This is a genomic window from Halarchaeum acidiphilum MH1-52-1, from assembly GCF_000474235.1.
Taxonomy (GTDB): Archaea; Halobacteriota; Halobacteria; order Halobacteriales; family Halobacteriaceae; genus Halarchaeum; species Halarchaeum acidiphilum.
In genome coordinates this window covers 1-25,194 of sequence record NZ_BATA01000021.1, presented here as the reverse complement: position 1 = coordinate 25,194, position 25,194 = coordinate 1, and the positions used below count along the sequence as shown (strand labels likewise).

The following is a 25,194-nucleotide window of genomic DNA, read 5'->3' as shown; positions in this document are numbered from 1 at the left end:
GAGGTGGGCTTGAGGGCGACGCGATCGTCTCCAGCTAGGATCTCCCGCCGCAGGTCAATGACGTTGAGGGGCTTATGATGCTCTCAAAGGCCGGCAAGAAGAACTACATCGCCAGCCGGTATAGCGGTGCCAAGGAGACGGTAGAGTTGCTCGTGTTGAGCTTCGGTCTACGGTCGCGGTGACCGCTAGTCGAAGCCGAAGGGGATGTTGCCACCGTTGTCCTTGAGGAATTGGATGGCAGTGTCAACGTCGCCAAGGCGGACGTTCTCGCGTGCGCCGCCGCCATAGGCTTCGATGGAGGCTTCGTTTTGCGGAATCATTTCGTCCTTGATGAGTTGGCGGCCGCGGCCCTCGGCATGACTGGGAAGGGCGTGGTCTACCGCACGGTCGATTGACCACTTGTGGTCGCCAAAGACTCGGTTTCGGAGAAGCTTCTCGACGACACGGCATTTTATTTCAGAGTCGTCCATTTAGATAGATTCACCGGCGTATGTAATCACGAGCGATTATTACTTAAACGTGTTTACTGTGTCGAACGGGTTCGTTGTTTCTGCACAACGTTTTTAGCCTCGCATCTCGTTCACTGAGATATGTCCGAGGCCACACCGGTGCACGAGACCGAAGGCGGCGGGTCGCAGCTAAACGCCAGAAGCCCACTTATCACGCTGCTCAGCAGCCCAGCACGCGTGAAGATCATCGAAGCATTCGTCCAAGAGCGCGGGCGCGACCTCTCGGTTAGCGACGTCGCCCGACTTGCAGACACCGCGCGCAGCACGGTCTACCAGCACCTCGACGATCTTGAGGAGCTGGGCGTGATCGAGTTCGCCCGGAGCACGGGTGACGGGCACAGCAAGCGCTACCAGTTGAACGAAGAGAGCGAAATCGCCGACCTCCTGTACAAGCTCGAGGGCGTGACGCTTCGCCACCTCCTCGAACTCGACGGCGAGCTCGAAAACTAAGCTACACTCACTTTTTCAAGCCGACTTGCGGCATCCCTCTGTCCGGCCGACATAGGTGTCGTTGATGTAGACACTGAACCAGTGACCATCCAAGCCGGAAGTATCCGCAGTGACGGTGACCTCGAATCAAGTGTATGCACCATCGCCGTCCGCATCAACACCTGAAACACCGGCTGAAGCAGCTGTACCGGACGGAGTTGATGTCGTTGACGGTATCGATGTCGCACCCGCACAGCCAGCGAGCGCGAGCAGCACCACCAGCGCGATTACGCCAGCCGCCTTCCGAGGAGCATTAGTCGAAGGCCTCTCTGAGTTCTGTTCGCATATGCTCGCGGCGGAGCTGGCGGGCGCGTTCGTCGGAGAGATAGTTTTCGAGGACGACCGTCGAGTCACTCGAGCCCTGCTCGGCGGCGATCTCCTCGATACTCTCCGCGACGTCCTCGACAGCCTCGGAGTACGCCGAGTACCAGAACCGACGCCCCATCTGGGGGACCGGGGACTCGCCGCCGATCTGCGGAGGCAGGCCGGCACGGGTGACGAGGTCGGCAAACCGATTACGGACAGTTTGATTTGCGATGTGGCCACTCGAGGACTGTGACGACGGGAAGAAATAGCCGTTCCACTCGTCACGCTCACTCAGTTCGGTGAGGCGGTCCTCCACGACGTCGACGCCATAGAGGAGGGAAACCTCGCCAGGGCCGTTCTTCCGTTCGTCGAAGGCGACGAAGGGCGGGTCGACGTTGAGTGCGAACTGCGAGGCGTGGAGGCCTGCGACCTCGCCGGATCGGAGCCCCCAGCCGCAGAGTGCGATTACGAGCAGACGCTCCCCAACCGTTTCTGTCGCGTTGTTGAGGGCCCGCACGTGCGTAGCGTCGAGCGCGACCGGGTCGCCGTCGGTCTGGCGGTTCCAGTTGTACTCCTCGCCGACGCCGGTGACGGGATTCACGCTCGCCCGCTGCCGGCGAAGGAGATAGTCGTACCAGTGCGAGGCCGCTTCGTGGATGCGGGCGACAGTCCGGTCGGCGAGGTCGTCGTCGGCGTCGAGACGGTCGATAGCTGCCCAGGCGGCGTCAGTCGCCCTGTGCGCGGGGACGTCTCCCCCAGGGTCCACGCGTCGAAGCACCGCGTCCTCGCCCGTCGCAGCGTAGTACGCACGCACATATCGATTCAGCCGGCCCCGGAGCGCCTTAATCGACGACTCGGAGAGGTCGCCTCGATTCCGCCGCGAATCGAGGAAGGACTCGAGCGCCTCGACAGTCGCCTCGTCGTCGACAGCCCACTCGTAGCCCTCGGCGGCTTCGTTCTCGCTATAGCCGAGCTTCTCGCTCCAGAACGTGCCAAAGGTGGTGTCGTGATGTTCCCGGAGCGTGTAGAGAAGCGTGCGGAAGCCGTTCTCTCGCAGCCACGCGTGCGTCGGTTTTTCCGCTGTTGGGTCGTGGCCGTCTGCACGGAATTCCGGCTCGACGTGTTCCTGGTAGGCGTCGGCGAATTCGTCGTACTCCAGTAGGCTCCAGGGGACATCGCCCGAACTGCTCGAGATGGTCAATCTAAGCCCCCCATATTCACTCGTCTCAGCTATTCAGTTGCTTTCCTAATAGTTCTGGTGTTTGTGGAGACTGCGTGAGTCTCCACAACACCAACCACAAACACACCAAATGGCACCCACAGGAATGAACCATATATAGCTATATAGAATTCCCCCTCCAGTCGCCCCTACTTCCGAGGAAAGATTTCTGTAAACAACCGATTCTCAACAGATATCACGCAAGAACAGGCGTTAGGCGGCTCATGAGGGAGCTTTTCAGCGTGCGATCCGATTCTGCGAAGTAGTCGAGTAGAATTCGGAACCACTTCGGACCGGCACCGATTGCTTACCAAAGGACTCAGCCTCGAATGGTCCGAAGTTCGATCGTGGTTCGGTAATCGTACAAATAGACCCCATTCAGACGGCCCTCATCTCCTCGGTATCCTCACGACGAGCCTGTGAATTGACGCATTACGGGGTCTGTGACACCATCCCGGGAGAACACGGTTGCGAGATCGCCGGCTCGGATTTCGGTGTCTCCGCGAGGCGTGACGATGTTTCCGTCCCGTTCGATCGCGATTACGAGGACACCATCTGGGAGTAAGCCGGCCTCTCCCGCTTCGGAGAGCGTCTTTCCGGCCACTGGGCCTCATCTGTGACTGTTATCTCGAAGACTTCAGCGCCACCTCCGAGGCTCATGAAGTCCTTGATACTCGGGCGTTGAACGGCGCGGACGAGATATTCCGCGATGAGGCGCTGCGGGTTTTCGAGGACATTTGCACCGAGCTGGCGGAAGAGGTTCATGTGGTCTGGATTCTGGACCACAGAGACCAGAGACGGGATGCCAATGTCTCGGGCGAGAAGTAGTACCATGATGTTTACCGCGTCTTCTTCGGTGGTTGCGATGATTGCATCTGCTCCGTCGGCACTTGCTTGTTCGAGAGTCTCCTTCTCAGTTGCGTCGGCATTCACGACGAGGCAGTCGTAGTCCCGGCTGACTGCGTTTGCGCGTTCAGGGTTTTCTTCGATGACTACGACCTCGTTTTGCTCGCGTGTGACGAGTTCGATTACCTGTGAGCCGATTGTGCCCGCACCGACGACGATAATATACATTTGATACCGCTACGAACACCGCATTTATAAACTATTCTACGCGGTGTTTTGATGAAATCCTATTCAGATGGCGTCACCGAACTAGGTATTTATATGGTGTGTACGAAAAGAAAAACAGCAAGTACGCGATTGCGGCTGTTTCTGTGACGAGGCTTCGACCGAACAACGCGACGATTCCGAGCAACAGGATACCACTGAGAATCAGCATATCAAAGACTGAGTCATCCGACCCGACCGACTGGAGTCGACGAACTCCTGGAATCCGATCGAGAGACCTCATGGGCTCACCTCGAAACCAGTGACGAGCGCCCGGAGCAACACGAGAACAGGGATAATCTCGAGGCGTCCAATCCACATGTTGAATAAGAAAACGACCTTGTCGAGGGTCGGCATGCCGGGGCCGGTGATGCCGGTGGAGAGGCCGACGTTCCCCTGTGCGCTCGCCACCTCGAAGATGGCGTTTTCGAGTGTGTACTTCGGGTCGACGGTCAGAATGAGTGCGAATATGCCGATGCCGAGGAAGACGAACCAGAGGAAGCTGATGATGGCGGCCTCCTCGAACTCGCGCGCGAGCTCGCCCTCGGAGAGCGAGCGACCGTTCATGTGGAAGTGTCGAACGACGCTCTCCGGGTAGAAGACACCTCGTATCCGAAAGAGGGTTCCCTTCGTTAGTGTGGCGGCTCGGATGAGTTTGATACCGCCGACGGTCGACCCGGCAGCTGCTCCGACAACCATTCCGAGAGAAACGACGAGTTGTTCAGCGACGGACCAGCTCGTCCCGAGACTGCCAGCAGTTTGAAAGCCCGTACAGGACGCGGCGGAGACGAACTGGAAGAGCGCGTATCGGAAGTCCTGGAACGGAGTCGAGTAGATGTGCCCAGCAGCGAGGAGGACGGTGAGAACGAGTGTTCCGAGTCCGAAAAAACCGAACACCCAGCGAGTCTGGAGGTCGGTCCAGAGTTCGTCGAGGTTCCCCTGCATGACGAGGTAGTGGACGGGGAAGGCGATGCTGCCGAGGACCATGACGGGAACGGTCGCAAAGTCGACGAGCGCTGAGTGGTAGGTCGCGATGGAGTTATCCGTGATGGAGAACCCGCCGGTGGCGAGTCCGGTCATGGCGTGGTTGATGGCGTCCCAGAGCGGCATGCCGGCGAGCCAGAGAAGCGTGACCGACGCGACAGTGAAGAGCAGGAAGATCCACCAGATCGTTCGGACCGTCGAGACGATGCTCGGGTGTATCTTCTCGGAGCGCGCCTCTGACTCGTAGAGGGTGAGGCTCCCGGAGCCCGGGCGGGCGAGGATGGCGGTGGTGAGGACGATGACGCCGACGCCGCCCACCCACTCGATGAGCGACCGCCACCACTGGAGGACGTGTGGGAGGTGGTTCTCGTGAACGGCCATCGTGAGGCCGGTCCCCGTGAACCCGCTCATCGACTCGAAGATGCCGTTCAGGGGGTTCAGGAACGCGGCAGTCGTCGGAGTGATCGGTGGTGAACCGAGAACGCCGATGTGGAGAACGTCAGTCGCGGCTACGAAGAAGAACGGGAGGCTCCCGAAGACAGCGACGAGAAACCAACCTGCCGCCGCGATAACCATCCCGTGGAGCTTTCCCGGCTCTGCGGCCCCTTTGCCGAGGCGAGTGAGCAGGTAGCCGATCGCGAGCGGGATTGCACCCGAGATGAGGAGTGCCGGAATCGTGTACTCCTCTCCCCAGGCGATGGCGACAGCGATAGAAGCGAACATTATCAGCGAGAGAGCCTCCAAGATTCGACCGACGTCCCGAGAGACGACCCGGATCGATTCGACCATACCCGTGTGGACTCGCGAACCCAGTATATGTATGTGGGTTTTGAATCGCTAATCCATCGCGGGTTGAGTCCGTTCTCGCGGGACGCCCTACTTTCGTCCGCGTGTTAACGGCGTTCGCCCGCGAGGAAGCCGTTCTCTTCAGCTTCCTCTGCACTCTCGAGAATACGGTCACTGATAGCTTCGAGCGGGAGGTCGGTCATCTCCGCCACCCACGCGAGATACGCTCCGAGGATGTCGACGTGCGCGTGAGGTGGCTGCTTCCCGTCCTCGAGAAGCCCGTCGACACCATCGTCGGTTCGGGCGAAAAGTGCAATCGCTGCGTCCTCGTCTACGGACTGAATCGCGTTCCGAAACTCATCCCTACTTCCCATGCCCCGACGGGTGGGTTGTCATCGGTAAGTGTTGGTCGGTCTCACTCGGTGAAGACGTCGAGCGCTTCCTCACTGGCTTTACCGCGAGTAAAGACAGTCACGAGGTCGTCAGCCGCAATTCTGGTGAACCCGCGCGGCGTGATCACCTCGTCGTCGCGCTCGATTGCGATGACGAGCACGTCGTCATCGAGGAGGCCACGTTCGTTCGCTTCGGAGAGAGTCAGCCCGGCAATCGGTGCGTCGTTGGAGACGGCGAGTTCGACTACTTCCGCACCGCCGGCGAGACTCAGGAAGTCCGTCATCGGCGTGTCCCGTCGTTTCGTCTCCGGGCCGAACTCGTCGAGCGGTGCGGTGTCCGCCATGTGGAGAATGTGCTCGTCTTCGACTTCGAGCCCCATCTCGGTGAGTCGACGACTCACCGCAGTCAGGTCGTCGGTGTCGGCGCCGATCGCGACGACGTGGATGTTGTTCCGTCCCGTGAGGAGTTCTCTGACGTCAACGACCCCGGGGACGTTCAGAACCTTCTTCGCGAGCGTCTCTCGCTCGGGGATCGGCGCGGTGCAGATGAGGAGGTTCCGCATCCGGTTCCCCGCTCGCTCGTAGTTGATGTCAGCGTGGTAGCCGTCGATGATACCCTTGTCTTCGAGCTGTGCGATTCGATTACGGATTGTCGCCCCGGAAACGTTGACCTCCTCCGCAATCATCGGCGCAGACGTGTTCCGCGCGTCCTCCGCGAGCCGGTAGAGTATTCGTTTATCGATCTCGTCGAGCCGCTCGTCCATACGCCGATGGTTAACACCCACACTTAAACAGTCTTCCCATCCCGAAGGCGCAGAACGCACGCGTCACGGCGGGACAACCGTGAGATAGGCGGATAAACGTCGACGACCATATTGGAGGTGGTTTGGCACCACATACATATACCTATCTTTTCGAAGCGTAATATGGGCTGCCCAAAGTTACTGATTCAAAATCTGCGGTGCGAGATGTTATATATCGCGTCCACAAAACAGTACGTATGGCTCCCGTGGATAGAGAGGAGGTGTGGGCGGTCACATCGACTCGCGAAACAGGCTCCGGACGTGGACGAACCCTCGTCTCGCTTCCGGGCAACCGTGACAACACCTCGGCTCTCGCCATCGGAGAAGCACTCGCCGAGGGAACGGACACGGGCCTCGTTCTCGTTCAGCCAGAGCTCTTCCCGGTTCAGACTCCCCTCGACAGCTCGGGTGAAGCAGTTGAGGTGGCGAAACACCGCCTCAGCCACGTTGTCGAAACCATCCGAGAGCGCGGGTACGACGGACCGCTGAGTGCGGTCGTTCGTTCCGGTCGAACACTCGACTCGATTCTCAGTACGAGCGCGGCTGAATACGACGCCGATTTCGTCGTTCTCACGTCCGAAACCCCATCGCTCACGGACGTCGTCGAATCGATTGGATGTGACGTCGTTAGCGTTCGCCCCGACCCGCTCTCGGATCGAACCCGTGCGATACTGGTCCCGGTCGCGGGCGGTCCCCACTCGAGGCTTGCTGTTCGCGTTGGGAGCGCACTCGCCCGACACTACGGGGCGTGGATCGAACTCCTCCACGTTATCGAGTCGGAAACGTCGTCCGAGGAGCGTGCGGAGCGCGAAAATATCCTCGCTAATCTCGCGAAAACAGCCGACTCCAGCGTCGAGGTTGATACGCGCATTCTCGACGACGCCAACGTCGTCGATACTATCGTCGAAGAAAGTGAGTTCTACGACTGCACGATTATTGGTGCGCCGACGTCCGGCCGATTGGCTCGATTCGCATTCGGGTCGAAGAGCGAAGCGTTGCAGGCGGCGGTTTCGGGGCCAGTTCTCACGGTCTGGGATCGATCACACCACTAATCCAGTACCCACTTAACGTAGCTCTGCTTAAAAACTAGGTTCTTAATGCGTAGTAACTAGGCAAGTATTTTTACGATTGCCAACATCGGTGGGGGTATGCCCGATTCAGCAGAGGCCGATTCTGGTGGGACCCAGACAGAGTTGTCCCGCGACATGAGCCTCTTCGACATCACGTTCATCGGCGTCGGCGCGATGATCGGCGCTGGTGTCTTCGCACTCACCGGGTTCGCCGCGGGGTTAGCTGGTCCCGCACTCACGGTGGCGTTCATCATCAACGGGTTCGTCGCGCTCTTCACGGCGATGAGCTACGCCGAGCTCGGCGCGGCCTTCCCGGAAGCCGGCGGTGGCTATCTCTGGGTGAAAGAAGCCCTGGAGGACCCGAACGGCTTCTACGCGGGGTGGATGAGCTGGTTCGCGCACGCGGTCGCCTGTTCACTCTACGCCGTGACGTTCGGGACGTTCTTCACCGTCCTCGCCGTCTACGCCATCCCCGGCCTCTCGAACGACTTCGTTCTCTTCGGCTTCCTCTCACAGTTCTGGGTGGAGAAGCTCGTCGCCGTGCTCGTCGTCATCGCCTTCGCCTACATCAACTTCCGCGGCGCGGAAGAGACCGGGAAGGCGGGTGTCGTCGTCACCGGTCTCAAGCTCGTGATCCTCGCCGTCTTCATCGCCTTCGGCGTCCGCGCGACGCTCACCGCGCCGCACTGGGTGGATAAATTCCTCGCGAACCCCGGGTTCACGCCGAACGGCGCGTTCGGCATCATCGGCGCGATGGGCTTTACGTATATCGCCTTCGAGGGCTACGAGATCATCGTTCAGTCCGGCGAGGAAGTCGTCGACCCCGGGACCAACATCCCGAAAGCCGTCTTCTACTCGCTCGTTATCGTCATCCCGATCTACGTGCTCGTCGCCTTCGCGTCTATCGGCGGAATCGACGTGACGCCGCAGCTCCTCCAGCTCGCCGGCGTCTCCGGTGCGCCTGCAGACTGGCCGACGTGGAAGATCCTCGGGCAGCTCGGCGAACTCGGGATCATCCGGGCGGCCGGCCAGTTCGTCCCCTACGGCGTCCCACTCCTCCTCATCGCGGGTCTCGCCGCGACCGTCTCGGCGCTCAACGCGACCGTCTACTCCTCCTCGCGCGTGTCCTTCGCGATGGGGCGTGACCGCGTCCTCCCCGCGATGTTCGACAACGTCCACCCGGAGATGCGGACGCCGCACGTCGCGATCGCGATCTCCGCAGTCATCATCGTCGTGATGGCCGTCGCGCTCCCCATCGAGTCGGTGGCTGCCGCCGCGGACATCATGTTCATCCTGCTGTTCGTACAGGTGAACTGGACGCTCGTCCGCATGCGGAAGACCCACCCCGACCTCCCGCGGACGTTCGAAGTCCCCTACATGCCGTGGCCGCCGCTCGTCGGCATCGTCCTCCAGTTCATCCTCACACCCTTCCTCGTCTACGAACTCGGTCTCCAAGCGCTCGGTATCGGCACGAGCAACGAGGGTCTCATCGCGCTCGTCACCACGATCATCTGGATGGGTCTCGGCCTCGTCGTCTACTACGCCTACGCACAGGAGAAGGAAGCAGAACAGCTCGAGAAGGAGACGCCGACGGTCATCACCGAACAGGAGCCATCCGAAGCAGACTACCAGGTTGTCGTTCCCGTCGCCAACCCGGAGACGGCCGACCAGCTCATGCGGACCGCTATCGACCTGGCTCGCGAGAACGGCGGCGAGATTCTCGCACTCAGCGTCGTCACGGTCCCGCAGCAGACACCGCTGAACGAGGGGCGGAAGTTCGTGGGTGACGAACGAGAGCTCCTCGAGCACGCCATCGACATCGCGGAGGACGCGGACGTTCCGGTCAGCGGGACGGTGAAGATCGGTCACGACGTCTCGACGGCGATTCTCAACACGATCGAGCAACACGACAGCGACGCCGTGCTGATGGGGTGGCGTGGTCGCGCTCGCAGCCGCGACATCGTCCTCGGGAGTAACGTGGACGAGGTCGTGACCGGTGCAAAATGCGACGTCATGGTCGAACGTATTGGTGGACGAATCGAGGATGTCCAACGTATCCTTCTCCCCACCGCCGGCGGCCGTCACGCCGAACTCGCAGGAGAGATTGCACAGGCGATCGCTCACACCACGAACGCGCGCGTGGACGTCGCTCACGTCATCCCCGCGGGGAGTTCGGAGAGCGACCACGAGGACGCTCTCGGAGTCGTGAACGCGCTCGCGAGCCAGTTCCACGACGACATCGCCGTGCAGACCCGTGTCCTGGAAGGTGACGTCGTCGAGAGCATCGTCGACGCCTCTGAAGAGTATGACCTGACGATCATCGGCGCATCCCGCGAGAGCCTCCTCCAGCAACTCGTCTTCGGCGCGGTTCCCGAAGCGGTCGGCGAGCGCGCGAAGAGCACGGTCATCATGGCAAAGCGCCACGGTAGTGTCCGCTCGTGGGTGTCGCGCTGGTTCCGCTCGAAGCGGTAATCCGCCATGAGCGTCCCGCCCACTCGGTACCGCCGCGTCGCACGGTCGGTTGAACGGACGTTCGCGGTTACCGCGTACGGAGGCGCTGCCGGTGTCGCCGTCTGTACCCTCAGCTTCGGGCTGATCGTGGGCTACGGTTTCCTCACTGGGGCGCTCGACGCGTCACACCCTCTCGCCGCGCTTGATAACTCGCAGGTAGCGCGGTTCGCGCTCGCCATGAACGGTTTCTCGATGTGCGTGATGAACGGCTCACTCGTCCTCTACACGCTCTTCCGCGGGATTCGGGATATTCGATCGGGAATTGTCCTCGTCTTCGGGTGTGCAGGGTTCGGATTCGGTGCTGGACTAATCGAACTCGCAGGTCCGGTCCTCACCACTGTCGTTCCCTGAGAGAACCCGTGGTTCATCAATTGACCGACTAATATTGGCTCTGATTGTATGCTTCGTTCGATCCTGAGTCATGAATGCCTTGGCTTGTACTAGTTCAGGCCACAACGCTCAACGTTTAGAGTCCCACTGGTCAATGTAATTTTCTCAGGGTGGTGTGGACACGTTGGTGTCGCCTGGGATGAAGACTCAGTTACACCGCCTTAATACCGGAGAAGCGTCAAAAAAGCCACTACTCGGCGTTTTGGGGATTTGCTGTGGCTGGTTGGGAACACATGAATACAGTCTTATTGTGACCCACTACAAAGTGTAATATTCAATTTTTCAGATTCCACGACTGGTAATATCGTCGGTCGTTCTGGGATTTTGTCTGGAAGCTTTAGAGGCTGAAATATCGAATTGCGATTCGGTCCGCTTAACGGGTTCAAGCGCCTGTAATGGTTCGACTCGATGGTGGCCGATCTCGGATGGGGGACGTTTCAGATATCCGGAGTGGGTCGCGGTGCTGAGCAGACCGTAGAACAGCCAATCATCGATGATGGTCACGACCGCCTTGGGAGCGCGCGAACACTCATCGATCTCGTCGGGGACCTCCCTCTCACTACAGTTCTCCAGAATCTGGATTACGCATACTTCGAACAGCGAGAGTACGATGTAGAACCGATAGTCCGAGCAATCCTCTGTCGCGAACTTGGCGGCTTCTCCTGGAAGGGACTCTACGAGTATCTCTCGACGGAAGCACGGGCAATCCGCCTTGGCTTCGACCCGGCTAAATTCGGGAAGTACAACACGGCCCCGACGCGGCAGACGCTCACAGCGGCGTGGGACGAGCATCTCTCCGACATTGCTAAACGGAGCATCCTCTCGGTGAGTGAGCGTCTCGTCGACGCGGCGTACGAGAACGACGACGCGCTCGACCTCCGCCAACCACGACACGTCGAGAAGAACGACTCCGACCTTCGTGAGCGGCACGTTGGCGAGTTCTCCAAAGACCAGATTCGAAAGCACGTCCGCCTCGCCAGAGACACGGTATTCGGGGCGTTCGATACGGGGCGAGCGGAGAACGTGAAGTATCCGGACAGCCGGTTCGACGAGCTACAAGCGCTCATGGCAATGGGCGGGTGTGGAACGCCGACGGGTCAGTCACGGATGGAGAACTTCTTCGGCAAAGACTACACACCCCACGGCGACACCCATCTGCGTACCGTCAACAAGTTCTCCAGGGACGCGATTCAGGCAGGCTTCACGCAGTCGATAGAGAATCTGCTTAGCGTTGCCAACGATATCCAGATCCTCCAGCGTCCGGTGACGGCGGCGATCGACATTACGACGTGGGACTACCACGCCGACGACGGCCTCCCCTCGGAGGTGAATGGGACGAAAGACCCGGGGCGGCGGGCGTACAAGTTCGCGACGCTCTCACTGGTCGGGAAGAGCATGCCGGTCATTCTCGCCTACGCGCCAGTCGTCGAGAGCTCGGCGTGGGACGAGAACCCGAGCCATCACTACCACCAGACCGTCCGCACGCTCGTAAAGCGAGCCCAAGAGTTCGTGAACATCGACCTCGTGCTCGCCGACCGTGGCTTCGAGTCACTCGACGTCTACCAGACGCTCGATAATCTCGGCGTCGACTACCTCCTGCCGAAGATCGAGCACTCGAGCGAACTCGAAGTGGCCGAGCGGATGGAACAGGAGGGCGAGGAGGTCGCGGTTGAACGGACCGAAGTCGAGGTTAAGAGGGGCTCGCACGAGTCCCGACTGCTCTACGTTCCCGGGAACGACGGGGAGACGCAGACGTTCATCACGAACCGTTCGATCGCTCCAGAGGACGCGGAAGCGTGGGTAGAGCACTACGCGAATCGGTGGTGTATCGAGAACGAGTATCGAGCGATCAAGCAAGAGTTCCTCGCGCGGACCTCGTCGACGGAGCACGAGTTACGAGTGTACTACTTCGTGTTCGGTATCCTCATGTACAACGTCTGGCGGCTCGCCGACGTTCTCCTGAAGGCGACCGTCACACGAGAGATGACTGACTACACGCCAGCGATTTCTGCGGGAGAGCTGGCGGACTGGCTCGCGATTCACCTCCAAGACGAGCCCGATTAAGGGGCGAGACACCAGCGAGCTCGACGACTCCAGAGCGGCAGCTATCGGCTGACTCACCAATTCTCCTCAGTCAGACCGGATTTTCACGCCGAATCTCGCTCATCTGCGATCTTCGAGGGGTTCGACAGCGTCCAAGTACCCGATTCACCGATATTCTCGACGTCGACGGCAAAACTCTGAGTTACACTCCGAAGTCAGGGGAAGTTGAGACTACACCGGGTTTAGCAGGGCTGTGATGCGTGGTTTCGACCGAATTTTCGAGGCGAAGCTACTTCGAATCTCCTCTCGTTGGTCTTCTCGTGTAGTACTACCAATTAGATCGGTGAATTTCCAAGATTCCCGACAGCGTTGCCACTCAGGAATCCGCATTGCCCCGGACAGAGTACCGCCCTATCCAATTCCGGTTTCCTTCTTCAACAGGGTGAGCGTATTATCGGCAGTCACCATCGGTGCGTGTTCATACTCACCCGTCAACTCGACTTGGACGAGTAGGTCGACTGCTCGCCAAATCGAGTACAAGAGACACGCGAACGCGAAGTAGAAGAACCGCAGCCCGAAATCCGTCGACGCCGTCCGCGAGCGCATCAACGCGCTCTCCAAGGACGACGGCTGGACCGGCTACCTCCTCCCCGGACAGTCAATCACGCGGCCGATATCCACCAGACCGCCCGTCGCTGGCTCCGCAACCTCGGCGACCGCACCGACGTCACCATTAACGGCGGGCATCCACCCCTGAAGATGGGCCGCCGAACCTGGTACCGGCTCTACCGCCAGCAACGCCCCAGCATCGAAGCGGGTACGGCCGCCGTCGCCGCCTCGTAGGGGAGTCGTGACGCATCCGTCTCCGAGCGCAACTACCTCGACGAGCAGACGCGCCGGCAAGCCCGCGCCGACGCGATGAGGGAACTCGTCCAAGAGGAGTTCGCGGACATCTTCGAGGAGTGACCGAGGGTTACGAGACTCGGACGATATCCTGGAGGTCGAACAGCTGGAGGTCATCACGCTCGGCGACCGCGTCGCGGACCGCCTCGGTCGCACCGCTCCGCGTGAATAACGCGTATTCGACGTCAGCGTTGCCATCATCCCGTGGCGTCCACCGAACCTCTTCAGCGTGCTCTTCCAGTGATGCGAGCGCGCTGTAGTCGAGGGGTGCGTTCGTGAACTTGCACTCGCCGACGACCATCGTTCCGTCGTCAGTGAATCCGACGACATCAATCTCGTGTTCCTTGTACCACCAGCGCCCGATGTCGAGGAAGAGCTCATCCGGGTAGAGGTCCGGGAGAGCGTCCTGACAGAGCGTCTCGAACGCCGGGCTGACGAAGTCTGCGAGTTCTGGTTCGATGAGTGCCTGGTAGGCGTCTTCGCTGAGTCGCTCGTAGCGGTCTTCGTTCCCGTAGACGAATCGGAACCAGAACCGGAACAGCGGGTCGAGGAGCCGGTACCGGCCGCGGCGAGATTTCGCCTTCTGCTCCGTGAGTGGAACTTCTCGCTCGATGAGCCGTAATCGCTCGAGCTTCTGTGTGTACGTCGAAATCTGTTTTCCGTCGATCCCGATCGCTTGCGCTATCTCGTTTGACGTCGTCTTCCCCGCAGCAATCGCGGTGAGGATCGCGAAATACCGATTCGGGTCGGTCAGCTCGGTGCGGAGCACGTACTCCGGCTCGTTGTGGAGGTACCCTCGCTGTGAGAGCACTTCCTCGGTGAGAACCGTTCCGAGGCCTCGAGTTAAGTCCACTCCGTCGAGGTAGTACGGGACACCGCCGAGGACGCCCCACGCGAACACACGGTCTTCGGGCGTGTAGGCGTCCGGGAGGAACTCCTGAGTGGCGGTGAAGTCAAGCGGTCGGAGGTCCAGTTTTACGGTCGCTCGGCCGTAGAGTGGACTGTTCCCGAGAAGAGCAGCTTCTTCCATCATGCTGATCGATGAGCCGACGAGAACAAGCGTTCCAGACGTCTGCTGGAAGTGATGATCCCAGAGGCGCTGGATGACGGAGGGGAGACTCCCGTCAGCGTCGATGAGATAGGGGAATTCGTCTAAGACGACAACCGCGTTTTGGTCACCGAGATAGCCGAGGAGTGCCTCCCAGTCCCGCTTGATGTTCGTGATGCCAGGGAACGTCTCGGCGGCAACGTCGACGAACTCGTCGAGTTGGAGCTGTGCAGTAGTCTCTGTGCCCTGATAGACGACGGCGTCGTCCCGATCGCGGAGCGAGTGTTGAACGAGTTGGGTCTTTCCCAGACGCCGACGACCGTAGATGACTGCCAGCTCGCCGCTGTCGGATTCGTAGCACTCCCGCAGTCGCGAGAGTTCCGCATCACGGTCCACGAAACGCTCCATAGGTATCAATCGCCGCCCACCAATAAAATACCCTTGGATAGCCTAATTCAAAATTGTCTATTTTAGAATTGGCTAATCTAGGTTCGGGGAAGCGTCTGTGCTGTAATACTACCCAGGAGTGGTTTCGCGACTTCAATGACTACGGTCTTATGACCTCTGGCGACGTCAATATCTCCTAAGAAGGCGGCTATACGTCAAATCGAAGATCCATAGTACTCTGTCCTGGCGACGCAATCATGAAGTTTGTCTATCAACAGCACCAAACGGCATCCTCCTACAGGCCATATCTATGGTCTATAGAATTATCCTATGGGTTTGGTCTATATCTGTCGTGCGTTGCGATTGATCCGGTTCTGATTGGCCTCGCCAGTCTCGTCGAGGAGGTCCGCGTCGAGTTCCGCGAGTCCGACCCGGCAAATGAGGCGGATGAGTTCGGCGCGATCGGCTTCCTCTCGGTCGACGTCGCGACCGAGTTCCTCTTGGGCCGTGGCGACAATTTCGGTGAGACGCGCGGAATCCTCCTCCAGGTACGCGAGGATCGCAGCCATTCCCGGATCGTAGAATGACACCGAACGCGAGATATCGCCATCGTGCACCTCCGTGAGGTAATACTCAAGGCGATCGATCGCTTCCTCGCGCGGATGGGCGTCCGCGCTGATTCGGTCGCCGCCAGCGGTCTTGCTGTTCTTCTTGAACTCCTCGATCTGCCGTTCGCGTTCTTCGTCGTCCATGATTAGCGGAGTCGCTCGTAGAGTGCTTTGGCGTTCTCGCTGAACGCGGCCTTCGCATCGGCGCCAGTCGAGGTGAGTTCGTCCTCGTCAATCGCGAAGAGCGTGTGACCTTCCTCAGTGGCTTGCGCAACCTGCTCGGAAGACACCACCCACTCCGGCGCGAGTAGGTCGCCAAACTCTTCCTCAAGCTCCTGGTGCTTTCGCTTGGAGAGGTTCCGACCGCGCTGATACTGGTTGAGTATCAGCATCGCGAGTCGGGCATCAATATCGTATTCTTCGCGGATCATCACAAGATCGTCGCGAAGCCCACGCGCCTGTTTGACTTCGAGTTCGCCCGGTAGTACTGGAGTGAGGACGTCACGGGTGGCCCAGATACCGTTATACGTGAGATTGTTCGGGGCGCCTGGGAGGTCGAGGAGGACGACATCGTACCGATCGGTCGGCTCGACGGTCTTGTCGAGAAATCGGCGGAGTCGCGAGTAGCGCTCCTGGGCATTGTCGACGTTTCCGAGGTCCGCGTCCATCGTGTCGAGCGATTCGTGTGCCGGAATGAGATCGACGCCTTCGCTGGTCTCGTAGACGAGTTCGTCGAGCGCGGCTTCAGGGCCGCCGAGGATGTCGACGAGTTGGCTCCAGTCCTCCTCCATCGTCGTCGCGATGTTCGGATATGCGTCGTCGTTCGCGACGTCCGCTTGAACGCTGTCGTGAATGCCGAAGATCGTCGCGAGGTCGTCCTGCTTGCCGGCGAGATCGAGGAGGAGGACGTCGTGGTCCTGCTCGACGAGCGCGGCACCGATGTGGGCCGTGGAGGTCGACTTCCCAGTTCCCCCCTTGGCCAGATATGTTGAGCAGCGTTTCGTGGGCATATGCATCAATCCGACACACGCACACGGCATATAGATTTGGTCTATAGATATAGTCAAAAGATAGTAGAAAAATATAGTCTATAGATCTGGGGAATAGATTTTGACTATAGATAACAACCACAGATGTTGATCAGAGAGGGGTCGAGAAGTTGGGGAACTCCTCGCGGAAGCCGACTGAGTAGTGACTAGAGTCCAGTAGAACCTGTTTCGTCTTCTGCGCAACGCTCGAAGAGCAGATCGAACGCTGAATGTTTGTAGAGAACTGCACGACAATCTCGACAACGAGTGAACTGTGCCTTCTCGGCATCCCAAAAGTCGGAGCGCAGTACGACAGCTTCATCCCGGGAACTATAGTGGCCGCCAGATGTCGAGATGTGGTTGAACTCTTGTCCACCACATTCCGGACAGGGATCACTAAGACTGCTCCAATCGTCTCGCTCAACACAGGTTATCTCGTGTTCGTCACCGCTCGTGTCGATGAATTTCATCGGACGTACCACTGTGAATTTCCTCCACCTACTCGGAGGATAGAAAAACACGTCGTGAGCATCGAAAGGACATATTATCGAGAGATACGCGATCTCAACGGGAGTAGGTTACGCGAGAATGGAGCAGTTAATCAGAACACAGTTACACCCATCTGATGTTCGTCTAGTGCTCGACCAATATTATTTTGCACACCCTCAGAGAATACGGATCCGTGTCTCTCGAACAGCAACCCTCGTCATCACTCGCCGACGCTGGGGAACGAACCCTCCACATCGGCGGCGACCGGCCCATCCGAATCAGCACCGGCCATCGGCTCCGCCATCACGACGGGAAGTGCAGTCGCCCCCACGGCCACAACTACGATATTTCCGTCGAAGTGACTGGCACGCTCTCGGAGAACGGCTGGGTCGTCGACAAGGGCGACGTCACGAACGTCATCGACGAATGGGATCATCGCTTCCTCGTCGAGACCGGCGACCCGCTCGTCGAGGCCTTCGAGGCCAGCGGCGATTCCGATGGTCTCGTTGTCCTCGAATACCCACCGACGGCTGAAGTAATGGGTGTCCTCCTCGAGGAGAAGCTCCACGAAGCTCTCCCGGACCGTGTCTCCGAGATCTCCGTCTCCGTCCGCGAAACAGCCGAACTCTGCGCGGAGAGTTACTGATGCCCGTCAACTCGACCGTCGACTCCGATCCGTCGACCACAGAGACGTCTGACGCCGCGGAGCTCCCGATTAACGAGTGCTTCTACTCGCTCCAAGGTGAGGGCACGCTCGCCGGCGTTCCAAGCGTCTTCGTGCGCACGAGCGGGTGCAACCTCCGATGCTGGTTTTGCGACTCCTACCACACCTCCTGGGAGCCGACGCACGGCACGATGACTCTCGAGGACATCGTCGAGGAAGTCGAGTCCCACGAGAAGGCCGACCATGTCGTTCTCACGGGTGGCGAGCCGCTCATCCACGAGCAGTCGGTCGACCTTCTCGAACGTCTCGACGAGTTGGGGTACCACACGACCGTCGAGACGAACGGCACCATCTATCGCGACGCGCCGATAAATCTCGCGAGTATCAGCCCGAAGCTCGCCTCCAGCACGCCTACCGGAGAGAAGGATCCGAAGGGCGACGGCGAGTGGGCCGACCGCCACGAGGAACGCCGAATCGACGTCGACGCGCTCGCCGATCTCGTCGACGCTTACGACTCGCAGTTGAAATATGTCGTCACCGGCGAAGACGACCTCCCGGAGATTGAGGACCTTCTCGAACGCATTCGGAACGCCACCGCGACGACGATTCCAGACTCGGATGTCCTCTTGATGCCTGAAGGGACGACGCGCGAACAGTTAGACGACTCGCGGAACACGGTCGCCGAGCTCGCGATGGAGTACGGCTACCGCTACACACCGCGCCTGCACGTCGACCTCTGGAACGACGCGCCCGGTACCTGAGACGATGACACAGCACTCACGACTCACACAGACCGAAGACGGTATCGACCGGGAGAAGGCCCAGCGAGCGACGCGCCTCCTCCTCGAAGCACTTGGCGAGGATCCTGACCGGCCCGGCCTCCAAGACACGTGGGAGCGCCGCGTCCCAGACACCTTTGCGACGCTCACCGAAGGCACGCAGAGAGAGGCGAAGCCGACGATGCGGACGTTCGACGCCGAGAGCGAGGACCTCGTCGTGAAGACGGGGATCCCGTTCTACTCGCTCTGCGAGCACCACCTCCTCCCCTTCCACGGCACCGCCCACGTCGCCTACCGACCCGGCGAGGAAGTGGTCGGCCTCTCGAAGCTCGCGCGGTACGTCCGCTGGCAGTCCCGCCAACTCACCATGCAGGAACGCCTCACGAACGACATCGCGTCCGGCCTCGCCGATGAACTGGACGCACCCCTGGTACTCGTCGAAATGAACGCCACCCACCTCTGTGAATCGATGCGCGGTATCGAGACTGAGAGCACCACAACCACCCGGACGACGATCGGTGATCCTACCGATGTCGAACGCGAGCGGTTCCAGGCAGCCGTCGACCGCGCGGAGGGCCAGCGATGAGCGACGAAAAACGCGCCGTCGTCCTCGCCTCCGGCGGCATGGACTCCGCGACCGCTGCCGCCGTCGCCCAGGAACGGGGCTACGAGCTCTACCTGCTCCACACGAGTTACGGGCAGCGCACCGAGGATAAGGAGTACGCGTGCGCGAGGGAGCAAGCCGACTACTTCGACGCCGCGGACTTCCTCCATCTCACCACCGACCATCTCTCGAAGGTCGGGGGCTCCTCGCTCACCGACGACGAGATGGACGTCGAAGAAGCGGACTTGGAGAGCGAGGAAGTCCCCACGTCCTACGTGCCGTTCCGGAACGCGAACCTCCTCGCAATGGCCACCTCCTACGCCGAGGCCAACGACTGCGACGCCGTCTTCATCGGCGCACACTCCGAGGACTTCTCCGGCTACCCCGACTGCGGCCCGCGTTCTTCGACGCCTTCCAGCGGGTCGTCGACGTCGGCACCAAGGACGACACCCAGATTAGCATCGAAGCCCCCTTCGTCGACTGGTCCAAGACCGACATCGCCGAGAAAGGCACCGAACTCGACGTCCCCTACGAGCACACCTGGTCGTGCTACCGCGACGACGAACCCGCCTGCGGCACCTGCGACGCCTGCGCCTTCCGCCTCCAGGCCTTCCAAAACGTCGGCGTCCGCGACCCTATCGAGTACGCCGAATGCCCCGACTACACCGAAGAGTGAGCGGGGTTACAAGGAGAATAACAAGAAGGACGACGGTTCGAACTGTCGAGTTTCAGTTTTTAAGTGATGGTTTGTCTGTGAGCGAGTGAGGAAACGAACCGCAAGTAATGGTAAACCAATATTTGGTATCGATACCCGTATTACCCCATGGTGACATAATCCCCGTAGAATACTCTATTACGATGAAATCTAATGCTGCGCTCATCCCGAGAGGCCGTAACATCCATTCTGCTGGCGAACTGAACACCGACTAACGATGGACGAAGAATCTGCACAGGTCTTCGTTCCACCACGTGAGCGATGTTTTGAACGTCTCCGTCTCGCCCGTTTCGGCGAGACGGTGACGTGTCTTCACTGCGGAAGTGACGAGGTTGTCAAGCGAGGAACCACAGGCAAAGACGCTCAAAAAGGGGCGAGGAGACTTCGACTCAGACAAACCACCGGTCTTGACACTCGTCCGTCGGGATGACGGACGAGTTCGATTCGTAGTCTGCAAAGACCTCGAAGATGCTGGCGAAGACATTGCTGAGTACGGTGATGGTAGTGTCATCCTCTGTACCGACGATTACACGATCTACGATGGAATCGAGGACGAGGAGGGGGTGGACGGCCACCTGGCCGTCACCCACTCCGACACCTACGTCATCGGTGATTCTCACACAAACACCTGCGAGAACCGCCACAGCTTCCTTCGCCAGTGGCTGAAGAAGTTCCGTGGTGTCTCAAAGCACCATCTCCAGAAGTATCTCGACTTCCTTGCACTGAAACTCAACTCATCCAAAGACTGGTTCGAGAAACTGCTATGTTACGATGTATCGGGATGAGCGACCTTAGATATGTGTGAGTCTTCGGTAGGCTCCTTGCGACCAAATCGTATTCCGGATGAGTCCACTAGTCAGGTTCAGACACCTCTATCGATTTGCGCGTGATAGGCGCAATCACACCAGCCCCCACACCACTATCGATTTGTTCGGAGTGACTGCGACGGGTCGCACCTCTATCGATTTGTTCTCTCGGTTGGTGAATCGAGCAGCACAAGAGAGCGTCAGTGTCGGTCAGTTCGTAAGTTGCGCTCGGACGACGGTTCGGAGTTCATCGTCCGCAACGCCGTCAAGACGAGAATCTTCACGGAGCGTCTCGATGATCGTCTGAGGGTTCTCCTCAAAAGTGAATTCAAGATAGCTCCCCGAGTGAGGGCCTTGGCTCTTCCGCCCGGATTTCACCAAGGAGTACGTCGTGAGCTCCTTCATCTTGTTGACGTACGTTTCTTGGTAGTGCTGGTCAGCATCAAGTGTCTCCGTAATGTACTGGTAGACACGATACGCTTCGGTGCTCTTTGCGGCCGTATTCTCCGTCTCACGGGCGACTGCCGCGGTCGCGAAGAGGCACAGTTTCTTCTGCGTGCTGATTCCGCGGGTAACCTCGAGAACACGATTCTTCACGACTTTATCTTGGGCAATTCGAACGTGCTCCTCGCGGACTTGGTCAGCACCGTCGCGTTCTGCGATAGTACCGGCAGTCCGCATTAGATCAATCGCGATACGCGCGTCACCGTGTGTCTGGGCGGCGAACGCAGCGGCAAGGGGTATGACGTCCTCACTAAGAGCATCGTCATGAAAGGCGTCTTCGCGGTGTCCGAGGATTTCGCGCAGTTGGTTCGCGTCGTAGTCACTGAAGTGAACGTCTTCCGGCGTGAACGAGCTAAGTGCCCGGCTCCCAACATCCTCCATCATTTTAGTGTCGTTCGAGATAGCGGTGACGGCGACATCGGCTTGCAGGTCGTCGATGCTCCCGGTACGAGTAAGCTGGTAGAGAAGGCGGGAGTACGCTGGTTCATCGATATCACGGCGACCGGTGAGGAGGTCGAGTTCATCGAGGACGAACATCACGGAGTCGTAGTGTTCGTCGATGAGCCGGTAGAGTTCGCGCCACTTCTTCTTAGTCGGGATGCCGTGCTCGGGAATCTCGATCGCCACGTCGGCGTCGTCCGCAACGGTGCGAACTAGTTCGTAGACCGCGGTTCCAAGGGTGCCGACGTTCTGGCAGTTAAGTTCGATGACGCCGAAGCGGATGTCACGGGTGCTACAGAGGTCAACGACGTTCTGGCAGACGGCGTTGATGATGAGCGACTTCCCGGTTCCAGAGGGTCCGTAGAGGAAGAGGTTTGGGGGGCACTCGTTGTTGATCGCGACGCGGAGGTACTGGGTGATCTGTGTGAGCTGATCATTGCGACCGACAATCCGGTCCTCGTCGACGATTTCGTCCGGGTCCAGAAGACGACGGTTACGGACCAGACTGGCGGCTTCATCTTGCTCGAGGATGAGGTCCTTGATAGAGCCCGGATCGCCAACCGGGTCGTCGGAGTCGGGCGGCATAGACGATCTAACTCAATCCCACTACTAAATAGTTACCCCCATCGATTTGTTTCCGGTTTCTAAAGCACCTGAGGCGGTTAAAATCGACGTTATCAGAATTAAGATGTTGACCGTCACCGATTTGTTCGAGTGGCGTCTGATACTAGCTGCTACACCCTCACACCCCTATCGATTTGTTTTGACCGTACGAGTGCCCCGACTACTTCCACAAGAATCTCGTAGTAACAGGTGAAGAACAGCACGACAAGCCCGATAAGAATCTTTGTCTCTTCTCTTCTTCTAGACTAGTACTAGCTAGACTAGAAGAACACACCCCTATCGATTTGTTCTACCCAGCTGCGATCCGCAATCGTATCTGGAAATTATCAATTCATCCTTGTGGTGTGATCGACTACAAGCGCCACCCTCTAGAACAAATCGATAAGGGTGTCTGTACCGAGGCTAGCCGTCCAACAGTTAATCTTCAGTAGAATCCTTCTTAGCGTATTTCTCTAGCCCTTTGATGACTATTTCCCGGTCTCTCTTCCCCTGACCCCAACTAGTTCAATATCGCTACCCCCTTCCAATCCACACGAAAAACAAATCGATAGGGGTGTCTGTCTCCCCTCCTCTCGGTACCTACTCTCCGTCTTCAACGGGCCCTTTGTATTTCGAAGTGACCTTGTCACCCTCCCGCCACTGCCAGTAGTAGTAGCGGTTACCGTTGATTTCTTTGGTGGTGAGCGTCGCTCGTGTCGGAACGTCGTCCGGCAGCTCTTTGGGACGATCCTCTACTTCGTCCTGGTCATCCTCTGCAAGTCGAGTCTCTCGCTCACGGTACTGGGCGAGCGCGTCGGCATAGCGCTCAACCGCTTGGAGCTCCTCCGCTGAACAGCACTCTATCGATTCGACGAGGTCGCGTGAGAGTTTCTGTGGTGGTTTCGGTGGTGAATCGGACATCGTGTAGTCGTCTTAACCAACAGACACGGGGATTGCTTAGATCTGTTGGTTAACGCTCTCAGGCAATTCTTCAATCTCAAGTAGAACGGGCCCTCCGCCGAGATTAACTCAGGCTCCGATCTGTCCCTGTCAACTACCACATTCTGATACCCTCACCCCTACTTATATGTGATCGATGGACGAACTCGATGCTGTATGTCGGATCTTGTTGTCAAAGCTGCGGTGAAGGATGCACTGGCAGAGAAGAACGTTGCTGGCGATTTCTACGAGGCGCTGGACGAGGAGGTCGAAGAACTGCTCGAGGAAGCAGCGGCACGCGCTGAGGCGAACGGCCGCAAGACGGTCCAGCCGCGCGACCTCTAGATCGGCTCGCGACGCTCTTTTCATAGTGCTCGCCCGCTAGCTGGGTGTTTCCTTTACTGTTAACCAACAACACCCTGTTTTTTCACCTTCGTGTGTTGGTTAACTCTCCTACCTCGGAGTTTCGGGAAGTCGGCCATCCGGCCGCGGGGCACGTCCCTGCTCGATTTCGTAGTTGACGCGACGAAGGTGTGTTGGCTTGATAGTCGCCGGCAAGGACGACTTCAAGCTCATAGATACCCCATTTGCAAAGTGAGAGGGATATTGGGGTTGGCAGGGGGAGACCCCATTTGCAAAGTGAGGTTGACAGCCATTTTACACAGAAGAGGGAGCCCCGCTTGCAAAGAGAGACTGACAACGAACTCACGTAAGAAGAGGAAAACCCCGTTTGCAAAGTGAGCAGTCGAACTCTGCCGTTACGAGGCAAACTCTGTGAGATTCGATCGGGCAATCGTTCTGATCGTCTCTTTGTCTCCAATTATCTCCGAGAGGAGAGGGTCATCCTCTACAATAATTTGAACGATTGATTCCGGGTTGAGATGAGGGAACGCGTACTCCGAGAACATCCCCTGCTCATTTCCACGCCCGCGTCGCTTATTCTTGATGACCTCGTACGTAGAGAGCTCCCGCATCCACCGCAGATAGCTGTGCTTCGAGCGCACCTCCGAGTTCGACTGTTCCTGAACCCACCGATAGAGTGTGTATCCCACAGAAGAGGGGACGCAGTTCGAGCGCAGGATCGGTTCTCGTTCCAGAACCGGATTGCCATGAATCGCGACGAGCGCTGTCGCAAGAAGAGAGACTTGCTTCTGATGAGAGACTTTCTCGACGATATCGGCGACATAGTTCTTTTCGACTTCATCACGTGCCTGCTCCACGTGCCGTTCAAGAACCATGTCGTCCTCAAGGCGATTGACGATGTTACCAGCCTCACGGAGAAGATCGATGGCAAATCGAGCGTCACCCTCTCCTTGGGCGCTAGCCGCGGCGACGAGTTCGATTACGCCATCACCAAGAACACCTTTTCGGAAGGCATCGCGGCGGTATTCGAGGATTTCGGTTAGTTCGTACGCATCGTAGTCATCGAAGGAGATTTCGGAGGGGTTGAACGTACTGGCGGTTCGGGAGTTGAGTCCATCCATGAGACTTCTCGGGCTATTTGTCGTCACGATCAGGGAGATGGAGGAGTCCATGTTTCCGATCCGCTTCGATCGAGTGAGGTTGTAGAGGATATCCGAGAAGGCGGGAACCTCGTCCTTCGAGCGTGTCTCACCAACCAAGAGGTCCAGCTCGTCGAGGACGACGATAGCGAGGTCGAGATGTTCGTCGATGATTTCGAAGATACGGTCGTACTTCGAACTAGTAGAGATACCGCGCTTTGCGGTCTGTTCGAGGTCAAGACTCATTTCGAGAGAATGCGCGATCTGATGGACAGCCTCGTGTTCCGATTTCTTGTGTTTGCCGTTAACCTCGATGTACTCGATCTCGATGCCTCTCTCGGCGCCGATTTCCATCGTCTTGTTGGCGACTGTTCCAGCACAGAGCGTCTTCCCGGTTCCAGACGGCCCACGCAGGAGCATATCCTCCGGGTGTTCGTCGTGGAGAGCCGGCTTGAGAGTATTGATGATGAGATTGAGCTGTTCATCACGGCCGACAATACGGTCTTCGTCGACGATGGTTTCCGGCTCGATGAGATCCTTATTCTCAGTACCTCACAAAGCC

General features: G+C 58.7%; 19 protein-coding genes and 5 pseudogenes. 11 read left to right on the top strand and 13 right to left on the bottom strand.

What is annotated here, in order from left to right; translation table 11 throughout:
* Positions 1-185: 185 nt before the first annotated feature.
* Entirely contained in the window at positions 186-470 is a 285-nt protein-coding gene (locus AOZ13_RS05595; RefSeq protein ID WP_020220694.1) for a hypothetical protein, read from the bottom strand.
* Between the two features lie 120 nt (positions 471-590).
* On the opposite strand from AOZ13_RS05595, the gene AOZ13_RS05590 reads away from it, so the two are divergent.
* Entirely contained in the window at positions 591-959 is a 369-nt protein-coding gene (locus tag AOZ13_RS05590; protein WP_081641491.1) for a winged helix-turn-helix domain-containing protein, read from the top strand.
* A 292-nt stretch (positions 960-1,251) separates the two neighbouring features.
* Here the strand turns inward: AOZ13_RS05590 and AOZ13_RS05585 are convergent, their stop codons facing one another.
* The 5 genes and pseudogenes from AOZ13_RS05585 to AOZ13_RS05565 all read right to left on the bottom strand — a co-directional run bounded on the left by AOZ13_RS05585 (position 1,252) and on the right by AOZ13_RS05565 (position 6,559).
* The gene (locus AOZ13_RS05585; protein ID WP_020220692.1) at positions 1,252-2,505 is read right to left on the bottom strand and encodes a tyrosine-type recombinase/integrase; all 1,254 of its coding nucleotides are present in this window, start codon (positions 2,503-2,505) and stop codon (positions 1,252-1,254) included.
* 424 nt (positions 2,506-2,929) lie between these two features.
* Positions 2,930-3,597: pseudogene (locus AOZ13_RS05580) on the bottom strand (potassium channel family protein).
* A 276-nt stretch (positions 3,598-3,873) separates the two neighbouring features.
* Positions 3,874-5,406: a TrkH family potassium uptake protein gene (locus AOZ13_RS05575; RefSeq protein WP_020220689.1), complete on the bottom strand. Its 1,533-nt coding sequence runs from the start codon at positions 5,404-5,406 to the stop codon at positions 3,874-3,876.
* Positions 5,407-5,510: 104 nt separating this feature from the next.
* Positions 5,511-5,777 (bottom strand): hypothetical protein, encoded by a 267-nt coding sequence (locus AOZ13_RS05570; RefSeq protein ID WP_020220688.1) that lies wholly within the window; start codon positions 5,775-5,777, stop codon positions 5,511-5,513.
* Between the two features lie 41 nt (positions 5,778-5,818).
* Positions 5,819-6,559, bottom strand: coding sequence for an Lrp/AsnC family transcriptional regulator (locus tag AOZ13_RS05565; protein ID WP_020220687.1), 741 nt, complete (start codon positions 6,557-6,559; stop codon positions 5,819-5,821).
* 236 nt (positions 6,560-6,795) lie between these two features.
* Between AOZ13_RS05565 and AOZ13_RS05560 the strand changes: the two genes are divergently transcribed.
* The 4 genes from AOZ13_RS05560 to AOZ13_RS05545 all read left to right on the top strand — a co-directional run bounded on the left by AOZ13_RS05560 (position 6,796) and on the right by AOZ13_RS05545 (position 12,633).
* Complete coding sequence (locus AOZ13_RS05560; RefSeq protein ID WP_049933878.1) at positions 6,796-7,650, top strand: universal stress protein; 855 nt, start codon at positions 6,796-6,798, stop codon at positions 7,648-7,650.
* A gap of 96 nt (positions 7,651-7,746) precedes the next feature.
* Positions 7,747-10,140 carry an amino acid permease gene (locus AOZ13_RS05555; RefSeq protein WP_044957048.1) on the top strand — a complete coding sequence of 798 codons (2,394 nt, stop codon included), beginning with the start codon at positions 7,747-7,749 and terminating at the stop codon, positions 10,138-10,140.
* Between the two features lie 6 nt (positions 10,141-10,146).
* Complete coding sequence (locus AOZ13_RS05550; RefSeq protein ID WP_020220684.1) at positions 10,147-10,530, top strand: hypothetical protein; 384 nt, start codon at positions 10,147-10,149, stop codon at positions 10,528-10,530.
* 450 nt (positions 10,531-10,980) lie between these two features.
* The gene (locus AOZ13_RS05545) at positions 10,981-12,633 is read left to right on the top strand and encodes a transposase (protein WP_159103058.1); all 1,653 of its coding nucleotides are present in this window, start codon (positions 10,981-10,983) and stop codon (positions 12,631-12,633) included.
* A gap of 390 nt (positions 12,634-13,023) precedes the next feature.
* Here the strand turns inward: AOZ13_RS05545 and AOZ13_RS14855 are convergent.
* The 4 genes and pseudogenes from AOZ13_RS14855 to AOZ13_RS05525 form a co-directional block, all read right to left on the bottom strand.
* Positions 13,024-13,206 (bottom strand): annotated as a pseudogene (locus tag AOZ13_RS14855) (transposase); the annotation flags it as partial.
* Between the two features lie 379 nt (positions 13,207-13,585).
* A complete protein-coding gene (locus AOZ13_RS05535; RefSeq protein WP_020220681.1) occupies positions 13,586-14,971 on the bottom strand; it encodes an ATP-binding protein in 1,386 nt (461 codons plus the stop codon).
* A gap of 320 nt (positions 14,972-15,291) precedes the next feature.
* The gene (locus AOZ13_RS05530) at positions 15,292-15,702 is read right to left on the bottom strand and encodes a hypothetical protein (protein ID WP_020220680.1); all 411 of its coding nucleotides are present in this window, start codon (positions 15,700-15,702) and stop codon (positions 15,292-15,294) included.
* Between the two features lie 2 nt (positions 15,703-15,704).
* Positions 15,705-16,568, bottom strand: coding sequence for a ParA family protein (locus AOZ13_RS05525; RefSeq protein ID WP_020220679.1), 864 nt, complete (start codon positions 16,566-16,568; stop codon positions 15,705-15,707).
* A 700-nt stretch (positions 16,569-17,268) separates the two neighbouring features.
* Between AOZ13_RS05525 and AOZ13_RS05515 the strand changes: the two genes are divergently transcribed.
* From AOZ13_RS05515 to AOZ13_RS05495, 5 genes and pseudogenes are all read left to right on the top strand, one after another.
* On the top strand, positions 17,269-17,721 hold the full coding sequence (locus AOZ13_RS05515) for a 6-pyruvoyl trahydropterin synthase family protein (protein WP_020220677.1): 453 nt from the start codon (positions 17,269-17,271) through the stop codon (positions 17,719-17,721).
* Positions 17,721-18,500, top strand: coding sequence for a 7-carboxy-7-deazaguanine synthase QueE (locus AOZ13_RS05510; protein ID WP_020220676.1), 780 nt, complete (start codon positions 17,721-17,723; stop codon positions 18,498-18,500). The genes AOZ13_RS05515 and AOZ13_RS05510 overlap by 1 nt, the downstream gene beginning before the upstream one ends.
* 4 nt (positions 18,501-18,504) lie before the next feature.
* Entirely contained in the window at positions 18,505-19,104 is a 600-nt protein-coding gene (folE, locus tag AOZ13_RS05505) for a GTP cyclohydrolase I (RefSeq protein WP_020220675.1), read from the top strand.
* Positions 19,101-19,798, top strand: a pseudogene (gene queC / locus AOZ13_RS05500) (7-cyano-7-deazaguanine synthase QueC). The gene folE and the pseudogene queC overlap by 4 nt, the downstream one beginning before the upstream one ends.
* A 256-nt stretch (positions 19,799-20,054) precedes the next feature.
* Positions 20,055-20,622 (top strand): annotated as a pseudogene (locus tag AOZ13_RS05495) (IS1595 family transposase).
* Positions 20,623-20,853: 231 nt separating this feature from the next.
* Here AOZ13_RS05495 and AOZ13_RS05490 read toward each other — a convergent pair.
* On the bottom strand, positions 20,854-22,173 hold the full coding sequence (locus AOZ13_RS05490) for an orc1/cdc6 family replication initiation protein (protein WP_020220671.1): 1,320 nt from the start codon (positions 22,171-22,173) through the stop codon (positions 20,854-20,856).
* Between the two features lie 618 nt (positions 22,174-22,791).
* Complete coding sequence (locus AOZ13_RS05485) at positions 22,792-23,112, bottom strand: hypothetical protein (protein ID WP_021780039.1); 321 nt, start codon at positions 23,110-23,112, stop codon at positions 22,792-22,794.
* Positions 23,113-23,307: 195 nt separating this feature from the next.
* On the opposite strand from AOZ13_RS05485, the gene AOZ13_RS05480 reads away from it, so the two are divergent.
* Positions 23,308-23,475, top strand: coding sequence for a DUF1931 family protein (locus AOZ13_RS05480; protein WP_044957043.1), 168 nt, complete (start codon positions 23,308-23,310; stop codon positions 23,473-23,475).
* Positions 23,476-23,888: 413 nt separating this feature from the next.
* Here AOZ13_RS05480 and AOZ13_RS05475 read toward each other — a convergent pair.
* Positions 23,889-25,166: pseudogene (locus AOZ13_RS05475) on the bottom strand (Cdc6/Cdc18 family protein); the annotation flags it as partial.
* Between the last annotated feature and the right edge of the window lie 28 nt (positions 25,167-25,194).

Coding starts and splice junctions, on each gene's coding strand:
- AOZ13_RS05535 (WP_020220681.1), bottom strand. CDS start 14,971: ATGGAGCGTTTCGTGGACCGTGATGCGGAACTCTCGCGACTGCGGGAG.
- AOZ13_RS05565 (WP_020220687.1), bottom strand. CDS start 6,559: ATGGACGAGCGGCTCGACGAGATCGATAAACGAATACTCTACCGGCTC.
- AOZ13_RS05590 (WP_081641491.1), top strand. CDS start 591: ATGTCCGAGGCCACACCGGTGCACGAGACCGAAGGCGGCGGGTCGCAG.
- AOZ13_RS05490 (WP_020220671.1), bottom strand. CDS start 22,173: ATGCCGCCCGACTCCGACGACCCGGTTGGCGATCCGGGCTCTATCAAG.
- AOZ13_RS05575 (WP_020220689.1), bottom strand. CDS start 5,406: ATGGTCGAATCGATCCGGGTCGTCTCTCGGGACGTCGGTCGAATCTTG.
- AOZ13_RS05570 (WP_020220688.1), bottom strand. CDS start 5,777: ATGGGAAGTAGGGATGAGTTTCGGAACGCGATTCAGTCCGTAGACGAG.
- AOZ13_RS05550 (WP_020220684.1), top strand. CDS start 10,147: ATGAGCGTCCCGCCCACTCGGTACCGCCGCGTCGCACGGTCGGTTGAA.
- AOZ13_RS05560 (WP_049933878.1), top strand. CDS start 6,796: ATGGCTCCCGTGGATAGAGAGGAGGTGTGGGCGGTCACATCGACTCGC.
- AOZ13_RS05525 (WP_020220679.1), bottom strand. CDS start 16,568: ATGCCCACGAAACGCTGCTCAACATATCTGGCCAAGGGGGGAACTGGG.
- folE (WP_020220675.1), top strand. CDS start 18,505: ATGACACAGCACTCACGACTCACACAGACCGAAGACGGTATCGACCGG.
- AOZ13_RS05595 (WP_020220694.1), bottom strand. CDS start 470: ATGGACGACTCTGAAATAAAATGCCGTGTCGTCGAGAAGCTTCTCCGA.
- AOZ13_RS05510 (WP_020220676.1), top strand. CDS start 17,721: ATGCCCGTCAACTCGACCGTCGACTCCGATCCGTCGACCACAGAGACG.
- AOZ13_RS05485 (WP_021780039.1), bottom strand. CDS start 23,112: ATGTCCGATTCACCACCGAAACCACCACAGAAACTCTCACGCGACCTC.
- AOZ13_RS05530 (WP_020220680.1), bottom strand. CDS start 15,702: ATGGACGACGAAGAACGCGAACGGCAGATCGAGGAGTTCAAGAAGAAC.
- AOZ13_RS05555 (WP_044957048.1), top strand. CDS start 7,747: ATGCCCGATTCAGCAGAGGCCGATTCTGGTGGGACCCAGACAGAGTTG.
- AOZ13_RS05480 (WP_044957043.1), top strand. CDS start 23,308: ATGTCGGATCTTGTTGTCAAAGCTGCGGTGAAGGATGCACTGGCAGAG.